General features: G+C 65.8%; 16 protein-coding genes. 7 read left to right on the plus strand and 9 right to left on the minus strand.

Annotation, left to right across the window (positions count from 1 at the left end):
• Positions 1–39: 39 nt before the first annotated feature.
• A complete protein-coding gene (locus ACX17K_RS10090) occupies positions 40–1,317 on the minus strand; it encodes a S10 family serine carboxypeptidase-like protein (protein ID WP_493774684.1) in 1,278 nt (425 codons plus the stop codon).
• A gap of 209 nt (positions 1,318–1,526) precedes the next feature.
• On the opposite strand from ACX17K_RS10090, the gene ACX17K_RS10095 reads away from it, so the two are divergent.
• From ACX17K_RS10095 to ACX17K_RS10105, 3 genes are all read left to right on the plus strand, one after another.
• Positions 1,527–2,660 (plus strand): flagellin N-terminal helical domain-containing protein, encoded by a 1,134-nt coding sequence (locus ACX17K_RS10095; protein ID WP_493774685.1) that lies wholly within the window; start codon positions 1,527–1,529, stop codon positions 2,658–2,660.
• 200 nt (positions 2,661–2,860) lie between these two features.
• The gene (locus ACX17K_RS10100; RefSeq protein ID WP_493774686.1) at positions 2,861–3,355 is read left to right on the plus strand and encodes a putative pterin-binding protein; all 495 of its coding nucleotides are present in this window, start codon (positions 2,861–2,863) and stop codon (positions 3,353–3,355) included.
• Positions 3,352–5,082: an ATP-binding response regulator gene (locus tag ACX17K_RS10105; RefSeq protein ID WP_493774687.1), complete on the plus strand. Its 1,731-nt coding sequence runs from the start codon at positions 3,352–3,354 to the stop codon at positions 5,080–5,082. Before ACX17K_RS10100 ends, ACX17K_RS10105 begins: the two co-directional genes overlap by 4 nt.
• A gap of 71 nt (positions 5,083–5,153) precedes the next feature.
• Here ACX17K_RS10105 and ACX17K_RS10110 read toward each other — a convergent pair whose 3' ends face one another.
• From ACX17K_RS10110 to ACX17K_RS10145, 8 genes are all read right to left on the minus strand, one after another.
• A complete protein-coding gene (locus ACX17K_RS10110) occupies positions 5,154–6,017 on the minus strand; it encodes a helix-turn-helix domain-containing protein (RefSeq protein WP_493774688.1) in 864 nt (287 codons plus the stop codon).
• Positions 6,018–6,330: 313 nt separating this feature from the next.
• Complete coding sequence (locus tag ACX17K_RS10115; RefSeq protein ID WP_343479249.1) at positions 6,331–8,421, minus strand: flagellar biosynthesis protein FlhA; 2,091 nt, start codon at positions 8,419–8,421, stop codon at positions 6,331–6,333.
• Positions 8,418–9,557 (minus strand): flagellar type III secretion system protein FlhB, encoded by a 1,140-nt coding sequence (gene flhB, locus ACX17K_RS10120; RefSeq protein WP_104947576.1) that lies wholly within the window; start codon positions 9,555–9,557, stop codon positions 8,418–8,420. Before flhB ends, ACX17K_RS10115 begins: the two co-directional genes overlap by 4 nt.
• Positions 9,550–10,329, minus strand: coding sequence for a flagellar biosynthetic protein FliR (gene fliR, locus ACX17K_RS10125; protein WP_493774689.1), 780 nt, complete (start codon positions 10,327–10,329; stop codon positions 9,550–9,552). The genes flhB and fliR overlap by 8 nt, the downstream gene beginning before the upstream one ends.
• Before the next feature lie 2 nt (positions 10,330–10,331).
• The gene (fliQ, locus tag ACX17K_RS10130; protein ID WP_011136551.1) at positions 10,332–10,604 is read right to left on the minus strand and encodes a flagellar biosynthesis protein FliQ; all 273 of its coding nucleotides are present in this window, start codon (positions 10,602–10,604) and stop codon (positions 10,332–10,334) included.
• A gap of 13 nt (positions 10,605–10,617) precedes the next feature.
• Positions 10,618–11,364: a flagellar type III secretion system pore protein FliP gene (gene fliP, locus ACX17K_RS10135; RefSeq protein WP_463087858.1), complete on the minus strand. Its 747-nt coding sequence runs from the start codon at positions 11,362–11,364 to the stop codon at positions 10,618–10,620.
• Complete coding sequence (gene fliN, locus ACX17K_RS10140) at positions 11,364–11,708, minus strand: flagellar motor switch protein FliN (protein ID WP_021477810.1); 345 nt, start codon at positions 11,706–11,708, stop codon at positions 11,364–11,366. The genes fliP and fliN overlap by 1 nt, the downstream gene beginning before the upstream one ends.
• Positions 11,709–11,723: 15 nt before the next feature.
• Positions 11,724–12,566 (minus strand): FliM/FliN family flagellar motor C-terminal domain-containing protein, encoded by an 843-nt coding sequence (locus tag ACX17K_RS10145; RefSeq protein WP_493774690.1) that lies wholly within the window; start codon positions 12,564–12,566, stop codon positions 11,724–11,726.
• 228 nt (positions 12,567–12,794) lie between these two features.
• Here ACX17K_RS10145 and fliE point away from each other — a divergent pair, with 228 nt between their 5' ends.
• Genes fliE through fliH form a run of 4 tightly spaced genes read left to right on the plus strand, consistent with a single transcriptional unit; the run spans position 12,795 to position 16,533 of the window.
• Entirely contained in the window at positions 12,795–13,136 is a 342-nt protein-coding gene (gene fliE / locus ACX17K_RS10150) for a flagellar hook-basal body complex protein FliE (RefSeq protein WP_231153591.1), read from the plus strand.
• A 13-nt stretch (positions 13,137–13,149) separates the two neighbouring features.
• Positions 13,150–14,823, plus strand: a complete 1,674-nt coding sequence (fliF, locus tag ACX17K_RS10155; RefSeq protein ID WP_493774691.1) for a flagellar basal-body MS-ring/collar protein FliF — start codon at positions 13,150–13,152, stop codon at positions 14,821–14,823.
• Entirely contained in the window at positions 14,807–15,865 is a 1,059-nt protein-coding gene (locus ACX17K_RS10160; RefSeq protein ID WP_493774692.1) for a flagellar motor switch protein FliG, read from the plus strand. Before fliF ends, ACX17K_RS10160 begins: the two co-directional genes overlap by 17 nt.
• Positions 15,862–16,533: a flagellar assembly protein FliH gene (gene fliH, locus ACX17K_RS10165; protein ID WP_104947570.1), complete on the plus strand. Its 672-nt coding sequence runs from the start codon at positions 15,862–15,864 to the stop codon at positions 16,531–16,533. The genes ACX17K_RS10160 and fliH overlap by 4 nt, the downstream gene beginning before the upstream one ends.
• Position 16,534: the final 1 nt, after the last annotated feature.

The raw sequence follows: 16,534 nt of genomic DNA on the forward strand, positions 1-16,534 counted from the left end.
GTTCTCGATAAAGAATGCGCTATTACAACCCGGCGCTTTTTATCGGTCAATACCATCGTCATTCTGGGCGTCGCCACTGTTCAGAAAGTCGCGCAGCATCGCCTGCGCGGCGGCGGGCTGGTCGCGGGCGACGCGCAGTCCGGCGTTCTGGACGATGATCTGGCTGAGATTGCCATAGCTGCGGATCAGGCCCGCGGCCAAGCCGTAAGGCCGCCAGGCCTGGCGCTTTTGTTGCCGGAAGGCGTCGGCCTGGGGGCCGGTCTGGGTGTTGAGCCAGGCGTCGAGTCCGAGATAGTTGCCGGCCATGCAGCATTCGCCGTGGAAGAACAACACCTTCATTTGATCCAGCAGCGCGGGCAGCAAGTGGGACGAGTTTTCCAGCCAGGCGGCTTCGGCCACCAGGCCGGATTGCGGCTGCAGCTCGTTGTTTGAGCGGCGGTCGATGCGCAACGCTTGCTGCACCGAAGGTTTTTTCAGGTATTCGCCCAGGGTTTTGGAGGGCGTTTGCGGCGGGTGGCGGATATCGCGCAAATCGCGGCCGCAGCAGTGTTGCATGAAACGGTTGATTTCGATGGCAATCCGGCTGGCCGATTGGCGTTGCAGCGCGAGGGGCGAGGCATAGGCGCGGATGAACTCGTCCAGCATGGATTGCGCGCGGTTTTTTTCATCCAGGTTGATCAGCCGATGCTGGTACGCGTATTCGATATGGCTGGGCAGCTGGATTTCCGGCGCCAGTTGCGGATTGCCCAGGCCCAGGCCCTTGAGCGGTATCGGGGGCTGGCCGCCGTTGTTGCCGTCCTGCACGCGGTGGGCCAGCCGCGCGATCGAATGGGCGGCGGCGGCGTTGCCGAACAGATAGCAATCCCGTTCCCGGTAGCGCGGCCAGCGCAGCAGGAATTCCTGCAGCGCGTGGTACAGCTGCTGGCTGGCTTCGTCATGGCTCTCCGGCAGGTAGCGCGGATGGGTGGTGAAGGACAGGCCCTGGCCCAGCGGTTGGTCGATGACCAGGAGATTGGCATGGTGATGCCAGCCGAAGGGATTGGAGTAGACGCGGCCGGATGGGTCCAGCAAATAAGGGCCGTGCTCATCCAGCATCGCGTGCAGCGCGGTCCATTCCGGGTCGCCGTTGATCCAGACCAGCAATGGCGCTGCCTCCGGGTGGTCTCCCGCCTCGCTGAACCAGAAGTACAGCCAGCCGCCTGCAGAGTCGCCGACAGACAGATAACCGGCGAGCTGGGTGGTCCGGATTGCGCCGAAACCAGGCAGATGGCTGAGGGCGGCGCTTTCGAACAGGAAGGGATTCGATTGCACGTTCATCGACGGGTTCTTTCCGCTCGGCGGCGAGGGCAAGCGTTCGGACTGCGATGAATATGTTATAGACATTGTGCCGGACTGTGCTTGCGCTTGCTAAAAGTCGTTGTGATTTTTCACATTCTGTTGAGATTTAAGTTCCCGGCGATAAGCGCCGCCTTGCTGGGGTAACGGCAGCGATGCCGCTTACCAAACCAAACCGACGGAGCATTCCCATGCTGAGCCTGCACACCAATATCGCGGCACTGAACACCAAGTCCAACATGAACAGCACCCAAGGCGCGCTGTCCACTTCCATGACCCGCCTGGGCACCGGTCTGCGCATCAACTCCGCGATGGACGACGCCGCCGGCCTGCAGATCGCCACCCGTCTGGACGCGCAAAGCCGCGGCATGAACGTCGCCATGAAGAACGCCCAAAACGGCATCTCCATGCTGCAGACCGCCGAAGGCGCGCTGAACGAAGTGACCAACATCCTGCAACGGATGAAGGACCTGGGCACCGAAGGCGCCACCGCCACCGCCACCGCCGACGACAAGAAGGCGATGCAGGCCGAGTACGATGCCCTGGGCAAAGAACTGACCAACATCATGAAGAACACCTCCTTCGGCGGCGAGAAGCTGCTGCAAGGCGGCAAGCTGACCCAGGAACTGAACTTCCAGATCGGCGCGGCCTCCACCGAGTCCATGTCGCTGAACCTGAAGGACAACATGACCGGCCTGGATTCCGCGCTGAAGTCGGTTTCCTCGAAGTACGAAGTGGCTTCCGCTACCCCGAAGACCGATCTGGAAAAGGCCAACGACGCCAAGGCTGAGGCGCTGAAAAAGTACAATGCAGCTAAAACTGCAGCGGGCACTGCCGGCGGCACGGTGGATGCTGACGCGGTAGCTGAAGCCGAGAAAACGAAAAAGCTGACCGATATCGACGCGATGGCCGAGACTGACGAAGCCACGAAGAAAACCAAAGCAGATGCCTACACTGCTTACTACAACGCCTATGTGACGAAAGCATCCGGCAACGCGGATGTGAAAAAGGCTGTCGATGCCGTTGGCGACGCCGGCACCGAAGTGGGCGACAAGGCCACCATCGACACCATCTCCAAGGCGCTGGATTCCGTCGGCACCGTGCGCTCCGCGCTGGGCGCCAACGCCAACCGTCTGGACCATGTGATCAACAACCTGTCCAACGTGAACAACAACACGCTGGCAGCCAAGGGTCGCATCATGGACACCGACTACGCCAACGAAAGCTCCACCATGACCGCCAAGCAGATGCTGATGCAAGCCAGCACCTCCATGCTGAAGCAAAGCGGCAGCATGAGCAGCCTGGCCATGTCCCTGCTGCAGTAATCATCGAAGCGCGGCCACGCGCCGCGTCGATGCAAGCCAGTGGTTCGCCACTGGCTTTTTGCGTTTTTCTCCTCCTGGTTTGTCGATGTGGTCGAAAAATGGTCGCAAAATGGAGCATCGGGCGGGTTTTCTTCGCTCGGCACTGGCTGCGGAAGGCCGGGGGTGAATATAATTGGCCGTTTTTTATCTGCGATTCGAGGATGGCTATGCGTAAGGCCTTGTGCTGGCTGATAGGCCTCTGCCTGTGCGCTCCCGCGCTGGCGGGCGGCGATCCGGTGGTGTTGACGGTGTCGGGCAAGATCGGGCGCTTCACCGATGCCAAGCGCGGCATCTACCAGTTTCGCGACAGCGATCTGGGCAAGCTCAGGCAGGTCAGCTTCTCCACCTCCACCAGCTGGACGCCCTCGGTGCGCTTCAGCGGGCCGCTGGTGCGCGACATCCTGGCCAAGGTGGAGGCCAAGGGCACCATGGTGAGGGTGCTGGCGATCAACTACTACCGCTACGACATCTCGGTGGACGAGCTGGGCAAACAGAGCGTGGTGCTGGCGCGCCGCATCGACAACAAGCCGTTCGATGTCGCCCACTATGGCCCGCTGTGGCTGATGTATCCGCTGCAAAGCATACCCGATGCCGACAAAGGGCCGCCGCTGGATGCCAAGCTGGTGTGGCAGGTCGAGGCGATGGAGGTCATGTGAGGCTGGGCGGCATCAAGCGCTATGTGCAGGCGCCATGGTGGCTGATCGTGTCGCTGCTGGTGCTGCTGCTGGCCGCGGCATGGAATTTCTACCGCATCGACCGCGCCAGCCAGGCGCTGATAGACGGCGGCAAGAGCGAGCAGCTGTACTGGAATGTGGCGCAGCTGCATATCGAGCTGGAGAAGACCCGCGCCGAGCTGATCGGCTATGCGGCGGAGCCGTCGTCGTTCGATCCGGGCGCGCAGTTCCAGCTGCTGCAAAGCCGCTACCAAGTGTTCGAGGCCCCGGACAGCGTGCTGGTGCACCGCCAATTGCGACGCGTGGCCGGTTTCGACGCTCTGGTCGGCGCGCTGGGGCCGCTGATCCACGACAAGAGCTGGCTGCGGATGACGCCCGATTGGGCGCGCCGCATGGTGGTGCGCATCGACGCGCTGCGCCCCGTGCTGGCCAATTTCGCGGTGCAAAGCCGCGAGGCCGAGGTTTCGGCGCGGGTGGCGCGCACCAAGGCGCTGGCCAGCCAGCGTTCGCAGATGCTGATGCTGCAGCTGGTGTTGTGCGGCGGCATCTGCGGCGTGTTGCTGGTGCTGATGCGCTTCCGGGAGGTGAAGGAATTGGCGGAGGTGCGGCAGTCGCTGCTGGAGCAAGAGCGCGCCGCCCACCAGGCGACGGTGGCGCTGGAGCTGGACCGCACTACCTTCCTCGGCACGCTGGGCCATGAAATCCGCTCGCCGCTGCAATCGATGCAGATGTGCATGGAGCTGGTGGAGCCGGCGGTGACGCCGCAGCCGGCCGCCCAACTGGCGCTCAAGCGGATGAAGGCCGGCATGGCGCAGCTGACCAGCCAGATTCACGACATCATGGACATCTCGGCGATCAAGAACATGCAATTGCGGCTGAATCCGGGCCGGGTGAAGCCATCGGCCGCGCTGCGCGCGGTGATGGACGTCATGCAGCCATTGGCGGACGCCAAAGGGCTGACGCTGCGCTACGAGGAGGCGTCGCTGCCGGAGTGGGTGTTGCTGGACGAGATCCGGTTGCGCCAGATCGTCGGCAATCTGGTGTCCAACGCGATACGCTACACCGACCAGGGCGGCGTGACGCTGAGGGCCCGCGGCGTCAACGATGCCGATCATTCCGAATTGCGGCTGGAGGTCAGCGACACCGGCATCGGCATCGCCGACGAGGACCGGCAACGCATCTTCCAGCCGTTCAGCCAGGGACGCAACCGCCGCCCCGGCAGCAGCGGCCTGGGCCTGTCCATCGTCAAGGAGCTGGTGCGGCTGTTCGGCGGCAGCATCGAGATGGAAAGCGCGGTCGGCGCCGGCTCCGTGTTCACCGTCAGGCTGCCGCTGCGCGAAGTGGGCGGCAGCGAGCAGAGCCGCAGCGTGCTGATCGTCGACGACGACGACGAGATTCGCGGCTCGGTGGCGGAGCTGTTGGGAAAGGACGGCTATCAGGTATCCTGCGCCGCCACCTTGAGCCAGGCGGCCGATTGCCTGGTGCAGCGGCGTTTCGATGTGCTGCTGCTGGACATGCAGCTGGGAGGGGACAGCGGCTACCAGTTGGCCGAATTGGCCCGCAAGCAGCCGCAGCGGCCGCTGATGCTGGCGATGAGCGCGGATCCGGACGAGTTCGCCGATGCCCGTTCCGGCTGGTTCGCGGCGCGTCTGAGCAAACCTTTCGACAGCGGCCAGCTGCGCGCCGCGCTGGCTAGCCTGCCCCTGTAGCGGCGGCGCAGACGAGACAAAAAAACAGGCTCCCGCGGGAGCCTGTTTTCATGCGCAGGTGCCACGCGCGCTCAGGCGTGCTCCAGCGCGTTGGTGACCATGTTCTTGATCTGCAGCGCCAGGATGGAGCCGGGCGCCGGCTTGCCGATGTAATAGACGCCATGGGTTTCCAGCGCGCGGGACAATTCGCTTTCGTGCTCCAGCGCGTAGCCGGTCAGCACCACGATGGGCACCGTGGTCGAGTGGCGGCGTATGGTCTCGATCACCTCCATGCAGCTGGTGGGCTCGCCCAGCACCCAGTCCAGGACGAAGGCGTCGAACGCTTCATGCTGCATGGCCTGCAGCAGCGCCTGCGGCTGGTGGTAGGGCAGCGCGAACAGGCCTTGCTGCACCAGGATCGCCGACAACAGGTCGGCGTCCTTGTCGTCCAGCACCGCCACCAGCAGCCGCTTGGTGTTGGCGCGCTTGGGCGGGCGTATGGTCAGGTAGCCGACCTCATAGCCGTCCTCGCCGTCGAACAGGGTGCCGGGAAACACGTGCCAACAGTCGTGAAGGCGCTTGGCCAGGAACAGCGGCGCGCAGGAATCGTCGGCCAGCTGTTCGCCCAGTTGAATCCAACAGTGGGCTTCGCCGCTCTGGTTGTTCAGATGCAGGATGGCGGGCAGCAGTTCGTTGTCCATCGGATTCTGGCCGATCTGCTGGCTGTGATCGACCAGCAGGCTGGAGGGCGGGATATTGAAGTACTGGGCCAGACGCTCCACCTGGGTCAGTTGCCAGGGGCTGCTGCCGTTCAGTTTGCGGTAGGCCTGGGAAGTGCTTAGCCCCAGGATCTGTTCGATCAGGCTGGCTTGCTGGGCTTCCGGCCAGCGGAACTGCTCCAACTGCTTGCGGATGTTGTCGCAGATGATTTCGTTGGCGGTCTTGGGGGTGGTCATGTCGATGTCCCGTCACATGATTTTCATAATTGAGATCCTAGCATCCATGCGGCCGACATGTACGCAAAAAATGCTCAAACTGGCAATTTTTCCTAATTTTGCGAATCATGCGTTTGCATTTTCACAACATGCGAAAAAGTACAGATGATTTTTTGCCGGGACGATCCTATTCCATAGCCCGGAAGCCAGGAGGCGAATGGCGCTAAATGCGTGAATAACATGTAGGAATTGACAGGCCGGCATGGAGCTGTCCAGCCAGAGGGAGAGAAGATTTGCGCCGGATGGCAGGCATCCGGCGCAAGAAATGCGAGCGTCAGCCCAGGGTGCCGGTCAGGCTGACCTGGCGGTTTTCCGGCACCTCGTTGTACGACAGCACGTGCAGGCCGGGCGCGAACAGCCGGCCGTAGCGGGCCAGCAGCGGCCGGATCTGCGGCATCACCAGCAGCACCGGGGCCTGGCCCTGCTGCTTCATCTGGTCGCGGATCACCGGCATATTGGCTTGCAGCTGCTGCAGCACGTTGGGGTCGATCGGGAAACTGTCCAGTTGCGGCTTGCCGGTCTGCTGAGCCTGGGACAGCGCCCCCAGCAGCAGGTTTTCCAGATCGGCGGACAGGTTGAAGGCGCGGATTTCATCGCGCGGGCCGACGATGGTCTGGACGATCTGGCGCTTCAGCGCGCAGCGCACCTCGGCCGACAGCATGATCGGGTCCTTGGTCGTGTCGCTGGCTTCCAGCAGGGCGGAGGCGATGGGCACGATGTCCTTCAGCGACACATTGTCCTGCAGCAGCTGGCGGAACACGCGCAGTTGCTGCACTGGCGTCAGCGCCTGGCCCAGCGCCGTCGCCAGCTTGGGCGCCAGCGCCGACAGCCGCTCGCCCAGCGCGGCCACGTCGTCGTGGCGGAACAGTTCGGCCAGGTTTTCGCGCATCACCTTGTTCAAGTGGGTGGCCATCACGCTGGAGCAGTCCACTACCTGGTAGCCCAGTCCCAGCGCCTTGCTCTTGTCGGCCAGCGCGATCCAGGTGACCGGCATGCCGAAGGCCGGATCGATGCCGGGAATGCCGTCGATCTCGCCGTAGACGTCGGGCGAGGGAATGGCCATCAGCCGGTCGGCGTAGACCTCGGCCTCGGCCACTGTGTTGCCGGAAATCTGCACCGCGTATTGCGAGGGCTTGAGCCTGAGGTCGTCGCGCAGGTTCACCGTCGGCAGCAGCAGGCCCATCTGTTCGGACAGGCTCTGGCGCACGCCCTTGACCCGCTTGGTCAGCGGCGCGCCCTGGCCGGCGTCCAGCAGCGTCACCAGCCGGTAGCCGAGCGCGATGCCCAGCGTGTCGGCGTAGGGCAAGGTGTTCCATTCCAGCTCGATTTCCGCTTCGCCCTGCAACGCGGACTTCACCGCGGTCTGGTTCAGGGTGTTGGCCGCGACCGGACGGCGGACATGCATGCGCCAGGCCACATAGCCCAAGAGCGCGGCGAAGCCGAGGAAGGTCGGCCACGGCATGCCTGGAATGATGGCCAGAATCAGCATCATGCCGGCGGCGCTCATCAGCACGGTGGGCGAGGCCAGCATCTGGTTGCCCACCTGTTGCTGCATGTCGCCGTCGTCGCTGATGCGGGTGACGATGATGGCGGCGGCGGACGACAAGAGCAGCGCCGGAATCTGCGCCACCAGGCCGTCGCCGATGGTCATCAGCGCGTACTGGCGGAAGGCGTCGCCCATCGACAGATTGTGCATCAGCGCGCCGATGGCCACGCCGCCGAACAGGTTGATGATCAGGATCAGGATGCCGGCGATGGCGTCGCCGCGGACGAACTTGGACGCGCCGTCCATCGCGCCGTAGAAGTCGGCCTCGGTGGCGATGTCGCGGCGGCGCTGCTGCGCCTGCTCCTGGTTGATCAGGCCGGCGTTGAGGTCGGCGTCGATCGCCATCTGCTTGCCCGGCAGCGCGTCCAGCGTGAAGCGGGCCGATACTTCCGAAATCCGTTCCGCGCCCTTGGTCACCACCATGAAGTTGATGATCATCAGGATGACAAACACCACCATGCCGACCACGAAGTTGCCGCCTATCACCACGTTGCCGAAGGCCTCGATCACCCGGCCGGCGGCATGCGTCCCTTCGTGGCCGTGCAGCAGCACCACCCGGGTGGAGGCCACGTTCAGCGACAGCCTGAGCAGCGTGGTGGCCAGGATGATGGTGGGGAACACCGAGAAGTCCAGCGGCCGCCGCGCCGACACGCTGACCAGGATCACGATGATGGCCAGCACGATGTTGAAGGTAAACAGCATGTCCAGCGCCAATGGCGGCAGGGGCAGCATCACCATCGCCAGAATGGCGAGCAGGAACAGCGGGGCGGCGAGCTTGTGGCGGCCGATGTCGGCAAGCAGTTTGGTCAGCGAGTTCATGATGCGGGCTCGGGGTCGGACAGTTCGCGGGGGATGGGCAGGTCCGGCAGGGTGGGCCGGCTGCGGCGGCTACCCGCCTGGAACGCCTTCAGTTGCAAGACATAGGTCAGCACCTGCGCCACCGCGCGGTACAGCGGCGCGGGGATCTGCTGGTTGACCTGGGTGGTGTGGTACACCGCGCGCGCCAAAGGCGGCAGCGGCAGCACCGTCAGTTTCAGTTCGTCCGCCAGCTGGCGGATGTAAAGCGCCATCTCGTCCACGCCCTTGGCGACGATGAACGGCGCCTCGGCGCGGTTCTCGTCGTACTTCAGCGCCACCGCGTAGTGGCTGGGGTTGACGATGATCACGTCGGCGCCGGGCAGCGCCTTGCGCACGCCGCGCTGCGCCATTTGCTGCTGCAGCTGGCGGATGCGCTGGCGCACTTCGGGGCGGCCTTCGGTGTTCTTGTGCTCTTCCTTGATTTCCTGCTTGCTCATCCGCTGTTGCTTCATGAACAGGAATACCTGCAGCGGCAGGTCGGCCAGCGCGAACAGCAAAAACACCGCCGCCAGCTTGAGCAGGCAGGACAACAGCAGGTCGGCCGCGCCGGCCAGCGTCGGCAGCAGCGGCATGCTGTGCAGCGCGAAAAATTCATGCAGCGCGTCGCTGGCCACGCGGTACAGCAGCCAGCCCAGCACCAGCGCCTTGGCGATGGATTTGCCGATCTCGCTGGCGTGCTTGGGCGAGGCCAGCCGCGACAGGTGGGCCAGCGGGTTCATCCGCTCGAACTTGGGGCTGATCTGGTTCAGCACGAACACCCAGCCGCCGGGAAACAGGCTGAGCAGCAGCATGGTCAGCGGGATGACGGCCAGCGGCGCCAGCATCTTGATCAGCAGCAGCAGGGTGCCGCCGAACAGCTTGGACCAGCTGTTTTCCAGCGCGCCCTGGCCGGACAGGGAGGCGAAGGCCAGCGCGAACAGCTGGCGGAAATCGTCCAGCCAGCCCGGCGCCAGCCAGAACATCATCTTCAGCGCCAGCAGCAGGCCCAGCGCGGCGGCCAGGTCCTTGGAGCGGGGCACTTGCCCCTGCTCGCGCGCCTTGCGCAGCCGCTGGGGCGTCGCCTTTTCTGTCTTGTCGCCCTGTTGCGCCTCAGCCATGGCCCATCTCCAGCAGGCGGTCCAGCAGGCGCAGCGTCTGCTCGCTCAGGCTCAGATATTGCGGCGGCAGCACTTGCATCAGCAGGGTCAGTGTGGACAGGCCGAACAGGGTCACCACCGGGAAGCCCAGCGAAAACAGGTTCAGCGCCGGCGCCACGCGGTTGATCATGCCGAAGCCGGCCTGCACCACGAAGGTGGCGAACACCACCGGCAGGGCCAGGATCATCGCCGCCGACATCACCCAGCCGACGCTGGCGGCCAGCACCGGCAGCGAGGCTTGCGGAATGCCGCCGCCCAGCGGCCAGGCGCGGAAGCTGGCGTACACCACCTGCACCAACACCAGGTGGCCGTCCAGCGCGAAGAACAGCAGCGCGGCCAACAGGTAGAGCAGGCTGGACACCACGTCCGAGCTGTTGCCGTTGCCGGGGTCGTTCATGATGGCCATCGACAGGCCCATCTGCGACGACAGTAGGAAGCCGAGCAGCGACAGCACGGACAGCGTCAATTGAAATGCGAGGCCGAACAACAGGCCGATGACCACTTGCTCGACGCTGGCGGCGACGCCGTGCAACGAAAACGGGTCGATGGGGGAATGGGCAGGCATGCCGGGGATGCAGGCGACGGCCAGGGCCAGCGCCAGGCCGACGCGGGCGCGGATCGGCACCGCCGCGTCGCCGATGAAGGGCGCGATGGCGAACGCCGCCATCAGCCGGCAGAATGGCCACCAGACGGCGGGGATCAGGTCCAGCAACTGGGCGTACAGGCCCTGCATCGCTATCCCACCTGGCTCGCGGCGCGCTGGAACATGGCGACGCAGAAATCCATCAGGTAGCCGGTGATCCAGTGGCCGGCCAGCGCGATGGTCAACAGCACGATCAAGAGCCGGGGCAGGAAGGACAGCGTCTGCTCGTTGATCTGGGTGGCGGCCTGGATCAGGCTGACCACCACGCCGACGATCAGGCTGGGCAGCACCAGCAGCACTACCAGCGTCACCACCACGCGCAGGCTGTCGTTGACGATGTCGACCGCGATATCGGGCGTCAGCATGGCTCCGTCTCTCCTAGTAAGCCTGTATCGACGTGACCAGGGTGTTGACGGTCAGCGACCAGCCGTCCACCAGCACGAACAAGAGCAGCTTCAGCGGCAGCGAGATCACCAGCGGCGACAGCATCATCATGCCCATCGCCATCAGCACGCTGGACACCACCAGGTCTATCACCAGGAAGGGGATGAACAGCATGCAGCCGATCTGGAACGCGGTTTTCAGCTCGGACAGCACGAAGGCGGCCAGCTTGACGGTGAAGGCGTGGTCTTCCGGCTTGGCGACGTTCTCCTCGCCCGACAGCCGCGCCACCTGGGCCAACGCGGTCTTGCCGGTCTGGGCCAGCATGAAGCGGCTGATCGGTTTGGAAGCGATTTCCAGCGCCTGCTGCATGGTGATCTTGTCCTGGTCGAACGGCACCATCGCCTCGTTCCACACCTGCAGGCCCACCGGGCGCATCACCAGCAGCGTCAGGATCAACGCCACGCCGGTAATCAGGCGGTTGGGCAGGCCCTGCTGCAGGCCGAGCGCCTGGCGCAGCAGCGACAGCACGATGACGAAGCGGGTGAAGCTGGTCATCATCAGCGCCAGCACCGGCAGCAGGCCCAGCGCCGTCATCAGGATCAGGATCTGGGTCTTGATCGTGAAGTCGACCGACGCGCCGCCGGCGTTGGCGGACAGCAGCTTCAGCGGCTCGGCCCAGGCCGGCGCGGCCGCGAGCAGGCCCGCGGCGGCGAGCGGCAGCAGGGGGAGGGCGCGTTTCATCAGGCCAGGCTGTCCAGCTGCAGGTCGTTCAGCTCCACTACGCGCAGGCCGTAATTGTCGCCGGACACCACCACCTCGGCGCGGCCGATCACGGTGCCGTTCACCTTGATGTCCAGCGGCTCGCCGGCGATCTTGTCCAGCTCCACCACCGATCCGGCGCCGATCTGGCACAGGTCGGCCAGGCTGATGTCGGCGCTGCCGACTTCCAGCGTCAGTTTGACCGGAATCTTGCGCAGGAAGGGCGTCATGTCGCGCGGGGCCGGCGCGGGCTCGGCGGCGGCCGGCGCTTCAGCGTCCAGGCCGTCCAGGATGCCGTCCAGGTCGAAGTCTTGGTTCAGTTCCATTGCGGGTTCCTTGGTTTATTCGATGTCGGCGAAGCCGGACAGGCACAGCTTGCCCTGGCGTTCCACCACCTGGGCGCGGAACAGCGGCGAGCCCTGGGCGCAGACCTCGGCGTGGGGCTGCATGGCGACGGACAGCACGCTGCCGGGGCGCAGGTCCAGCACCGCGCCCAGCGGCAGCTCCTGTTCCAGCAGGCGGGCGTCCAGGCGGATGCGCAGCCGGTCGCTGAAATTGGCGCAGTCGGCGTTGCCGCCCAGCCGCGGCCGCTGGCCGGACAGGTTTTGCAGCAGCGCGTCGAAGGCAGAGGCGTTCAGCCGCAGGCGCAGGGTGCCCAGCTTGGCGTCGCCGTCGCTGAGGTTCACTTCCAGCTGCCAGGCGGATTGGGCCGGATAGCCGAGCGCTTGCGGCTTGGGCGCGTCCGGCTGCGGGGCGTGGCCCAGTTGATGGATGGCGCGGGCCAGGCGCGGCAGCAGCCGCTCGGCCAGCGTGCGGGCCAGGCGGCGCTCGGTTTCGGTTTCGGCCGGCAGTTCGCCGTCCGGCGCGGCGGCGCGGGCGCCGAAGCGGTAATCGAGTATGCCCAGCAGCAGGCCGCGGTCGAAATGGCTGCCCAGCTGCCAGTCGTCCAGCGCGTGCCACTGCCAGCGCAGCTCGTCGGCGGCGGGCAGCTGCTGGCGCAGCGCATCGATGCGGAAGCCGGCGTGGTAGCGGCGGTTCAGCTCGCGTTCGAGAAAGTCATCCAGTTCCTGCCGCAAGGCGCGGGCAAACAGCGGCAGCAGGTGTATCGGGCGGCCCAGCGTGCGCAGGTCCAAGGCCTGCAGGCGGACGCCTTCCTGCGGTGCGACGATTTTGGCTTTGGGCATCGGAGCTTCGTTATCGTGGTCGGCGGCTGCGCGGCAGCCCCCGGCTATTGCTGGGAGTGTGCATCTTACTGGCTGTCCGCCAGCGGTAAAGGGGGAAAATTCACGGCTGGGAATGTGAAAAGTACCATCGGTATGCTAAAGCGGTGAGTTTAAAATCCGCCAGCCTGCATTTAACAAGCGTTGCAGGTTGACCGAGTAGTTTCGAGACCGCTTTTCTAAGGATGAACGATGGCCACCAATCTGGGCTTGATGATCCACGCCGACCGCAGCCAGTTGCTGGGGGAGATGGCGAAACTGGGGCAATCCGCCCCCGCGCCTATCGCCGCGCAGGAAGAGGCCCCCGCCGCCGGCCACAGCTTCAGCCAGTCTATGGTGTCGGCCGTGCGCGACGTCGACCAGCAAAACCGCCTCGCCGCGGAGAAGATGACCGAGGTGGACAGCGGCCAGAGCGACGACCTGGTCGGCGCGATGCTGATGAGCCAGGAAGCCAGCCTGTCGTTCTCGATGCTGATGCAGGTGCGTAACAAGGTGGTCGGCGCGGTCGACGATCTGATCAAGATGCAGCTGTAAGCGGGAGCCGACTGTGGTCAAACAATTGCGCAGCGGCCTGGCTGCGGTTCAACAAAGAATGGCGGGGCGCCAGCTGGTGCCCGCCAACGCCTGGCGCTACCTGCTGCCCATCGTGCTGTTGGCCATCGGCCTGAGCGTGGTGGCCACGCTGTGGCTGTGGCGCGACGATTCCAGCTACCGCCCGGTGTTCGGCGCCCAGGAAAAGGTGAGCGGCGCCGACATGATGGCGGTGCTGGACGCCGAAAAGATTCCTTACCGCGTCCATCCGCAAACCGGCCAGGTGCTGGTGCCGGACGGCGATCTGGCCCGCGCCCGCATGCAGCTGGCGGCCAAGGGCGTGGTCGCCCAGCTGCCGGCTGGCCTGGAGCTGCTGGACAAGAACGATCCGCTGGGCGTCAGCCAGTTCGTGCAGGACGTGCGCTTCCGCCGCGGCCTGGAGGGCGAGCTGGTGCAGAGCATCCAGGCGCTCGATCCGGTGCGTTCGGCGCGGGTGCACCTGTCGCTGCCGCGCAGCACATCCTTCGTCACCGCCGGCGGCGAGAAGGGCTCCGCCTCGGTGGTGGTGACGCTGAAGCCGGGCCAGCAGCTGTCCAGCGAGCAGATCGCCGCCGTGGTCAAGCTGGTGGCCGGCAGCGTGGCCTCGCTCGACCCGTCCCAGGTCACGCTGGTCGACCAGGCCGGCAATTTGCTGTCCGCCCACGTGGACCTGAGCGACGGCGGCATCGCCGGCAACAACAGCGAGGCGTCGCGCCGCTTCCGCGAGGAGGCGCTGCAGAACGTGCGCGACCTGCTGACGCCGGCGCTGGGCGCCGACAACTACAAGGTCAGCGTCACCGCCGACGTCGACAATGACCGCGTCGAGGAAACCCGCGAGAAATACGGCGAGTCGCCCAAGGTCACCAACGAGGCTTCCCGCGAGGAGACCAGCACCGAGCGGATGGCGCTGGGCGTGCCGGGCTCGTTGAGCAACCGCCCGGTCAATACCGACTCCTCGTCCCCGGCCGCCGACAAGGCCGGCAACAGCAAGAACGCCGTCACCCGCCAGTACGCCTACGACCGCAACATCACCAACATCAAGCGCGCGCGCGGCACGCTGCGCCGCCTCAGCGTGGCAGTGGCGCTGAACCAGGCCGCCGCTCCGGGCGGCAAGGGCTGGCAGCCGGCCGAGCTGGCCAATATCGACAAGCTGCTGCGCAACGGTCTGGGCATCAGCACAGACCGCGGCGACGTGCTGGCGGTGTCCACGCTGCGTTTCGTGCGGCCGGTACCGGCGGAGCCTTTCTGGGAGCAGCCGGAAACCTGGTTCGAGGGCGCGCGCTGGGCGGTTTACGGCGTGGCGCTGCTGCTGGCCTACCTGTTGCTGGCGCGGCCGCTGCTCAAGCTGGCCCGCCAGCTGGCCGAGCGCAAGCTGAGCGATTACACGCCGGACGAGCTGGACGTGACGCCGGACGATCCGCTGCTGGACAACCGCTCGCTGCGGGAAACCGCGACCCAGCGCCAGGCGGCGCTGTCGGCCGCGCCCGGCGACAGTCCGGTGGTGCCGCTGCTGGAAAATTATGACCTGCCGCCCGCCGGCTCGCCGGTGGACGTGATGGTGGAACACCTGAAGGGCCTGGCTGCCAAGGAGCCGGAGCGCGTCGCCGAAGTGGTCAAGCAATGGGTGCAGAACAATGGACGCAAACAATAATCCGGCGCCGGAATCCCCGGCCTACATTCCGCCTTCTCCTCCCGCCGGCAACGGCCAGATGTGCGCGATCGAACAGGCCGCGGTGCTGCTCTTGTGCATGGGCGAGGAGCCCGCCGCCGCGGTGCTGCGCTGCCTGAGCCGCGAAGAACTGCTGCAAGTGACGCAGGCGATGTCCGGCATGAGCGGCATCAAGGTGGACGCGGTGAGGACGACGATGCAGCGCTTCTTCGACGAATACCGCGAGCAGAGCGGCGTGCATGGCGCCAGCCGCAGCTTCCTCAAGCGCTCGCTGGAGCTGGCGCTGGGCGGCGACATCGCCGGCAGCGTGCTGGACACCATCTACGGCGACGCGATCCGCCCCAAGATGGCGCGGTTGCAATGGGTGTCGCCGCAGTGGCTGGCCGACCGCATCGCCGCCGAGCACGTGCGCATGCAAGCGGTCTTCCTCGCCTTCCTGCCGCCGGCGCTGGCTGGCCTGGTGGTGGAGGCGCTGCCGGAGGCCAGCCGCGACGGCGTGCTGGTCAATGTCGCCCGTCTGACGGACGTGGACCGCGAACTGCTGAACGAATTGGACGAACTGGTCAACCGCTGCCTGGAGAGCCTGCACACCCAGAGCACCGCGGTGGAGGGCATGCAGCAGACCGCCGACATCATCAACCGCCTGCCGGGCGACCGCAGCCGGATGATGGAGCTGCTGCGCGCGCACGATCCGGAGATCGTCGACGAGATCGAGGTGAGGATGTACGACTTCTTCATCCTGTCGCGCCAGACCGAGGAAGTGCTGATGCGCATCTGCGAGGACATTCCGCTGGAGCAGTGGGCGATCGCGCTGAAGGGCGCCGAGCCCGCGGTGCGCGACGCCATCATCCAGACCATGCCGCGCCGCCAGGCGCAGAACTTCGAGGCCACCATGCGCCGCTCCGGGCCGGTGCCCAAGAGCCGCGTCGAGGAGGCGCGCCGCGACATCATGGCCCAGGTCAAGCAGCTGGCGGACGCCGGCGAGATCGACCTGCAGCTGTTCCCTGAGGAAGTGGTCGAGTGAAGCACTGGCGACCTTTCCGATTTCCGCCGCTGATAGACGGCGCGCCGCTGGCGCCCGACGCCGCGGCCGAAGTGCAGGCCTCGGCCGCGGACGGTTTCCGCCAGGGCATGGACGCCGGCTACCGCGAAGGCTTCGACAGCGGCGAGGCCGCAGGCCGCGATGCCGGCTACCAGGCCGGCTTGGAGCAGGGCCGCGCAGAGGGCGTCGCCGCCGCGCGCGCCGAGACGCTGGCCGGGCTGGAAACCCTGGGCGCGCCGCTGGCGGCGGCCATCGAACAACTGAGCAAGCTGTGCCGCGACTACCAGGCTGCGCAGCGCGACGAAGTGGTGGACCTGGTGGCCAAGGTGGCTCGCCAGGTAATCCGCTGCGAGCTGGCGCTGAAGCCGGTGCAGATTCTCGATCTGGTGGAAGAGACGCTGGCGGCGCTGCCGCAGGGCGCTCACGCGCAGGGCGAAGTGGAAGTGCTGCTCAATCCGGAAGAGTGCCAGCGCATCCGCGAACTGGCGCCGGAGCGCGCCGCGCAATGGAAGCTGAGCGCCGATCCGTCGCTGGCGCCGGGGGAATGCCGGGTGCGCGGCGCAGAGTTCGAGGCCGACGCCGGCTGCCAGCAGCGGCTGGAGCATTGCGTGGACAGCCTGCGCGAACAACTGCAAGCGGAAGAGGGCTAAG

The organism is Chromobacterium sp. INPA-IVC (assembly GCF_059047085.1).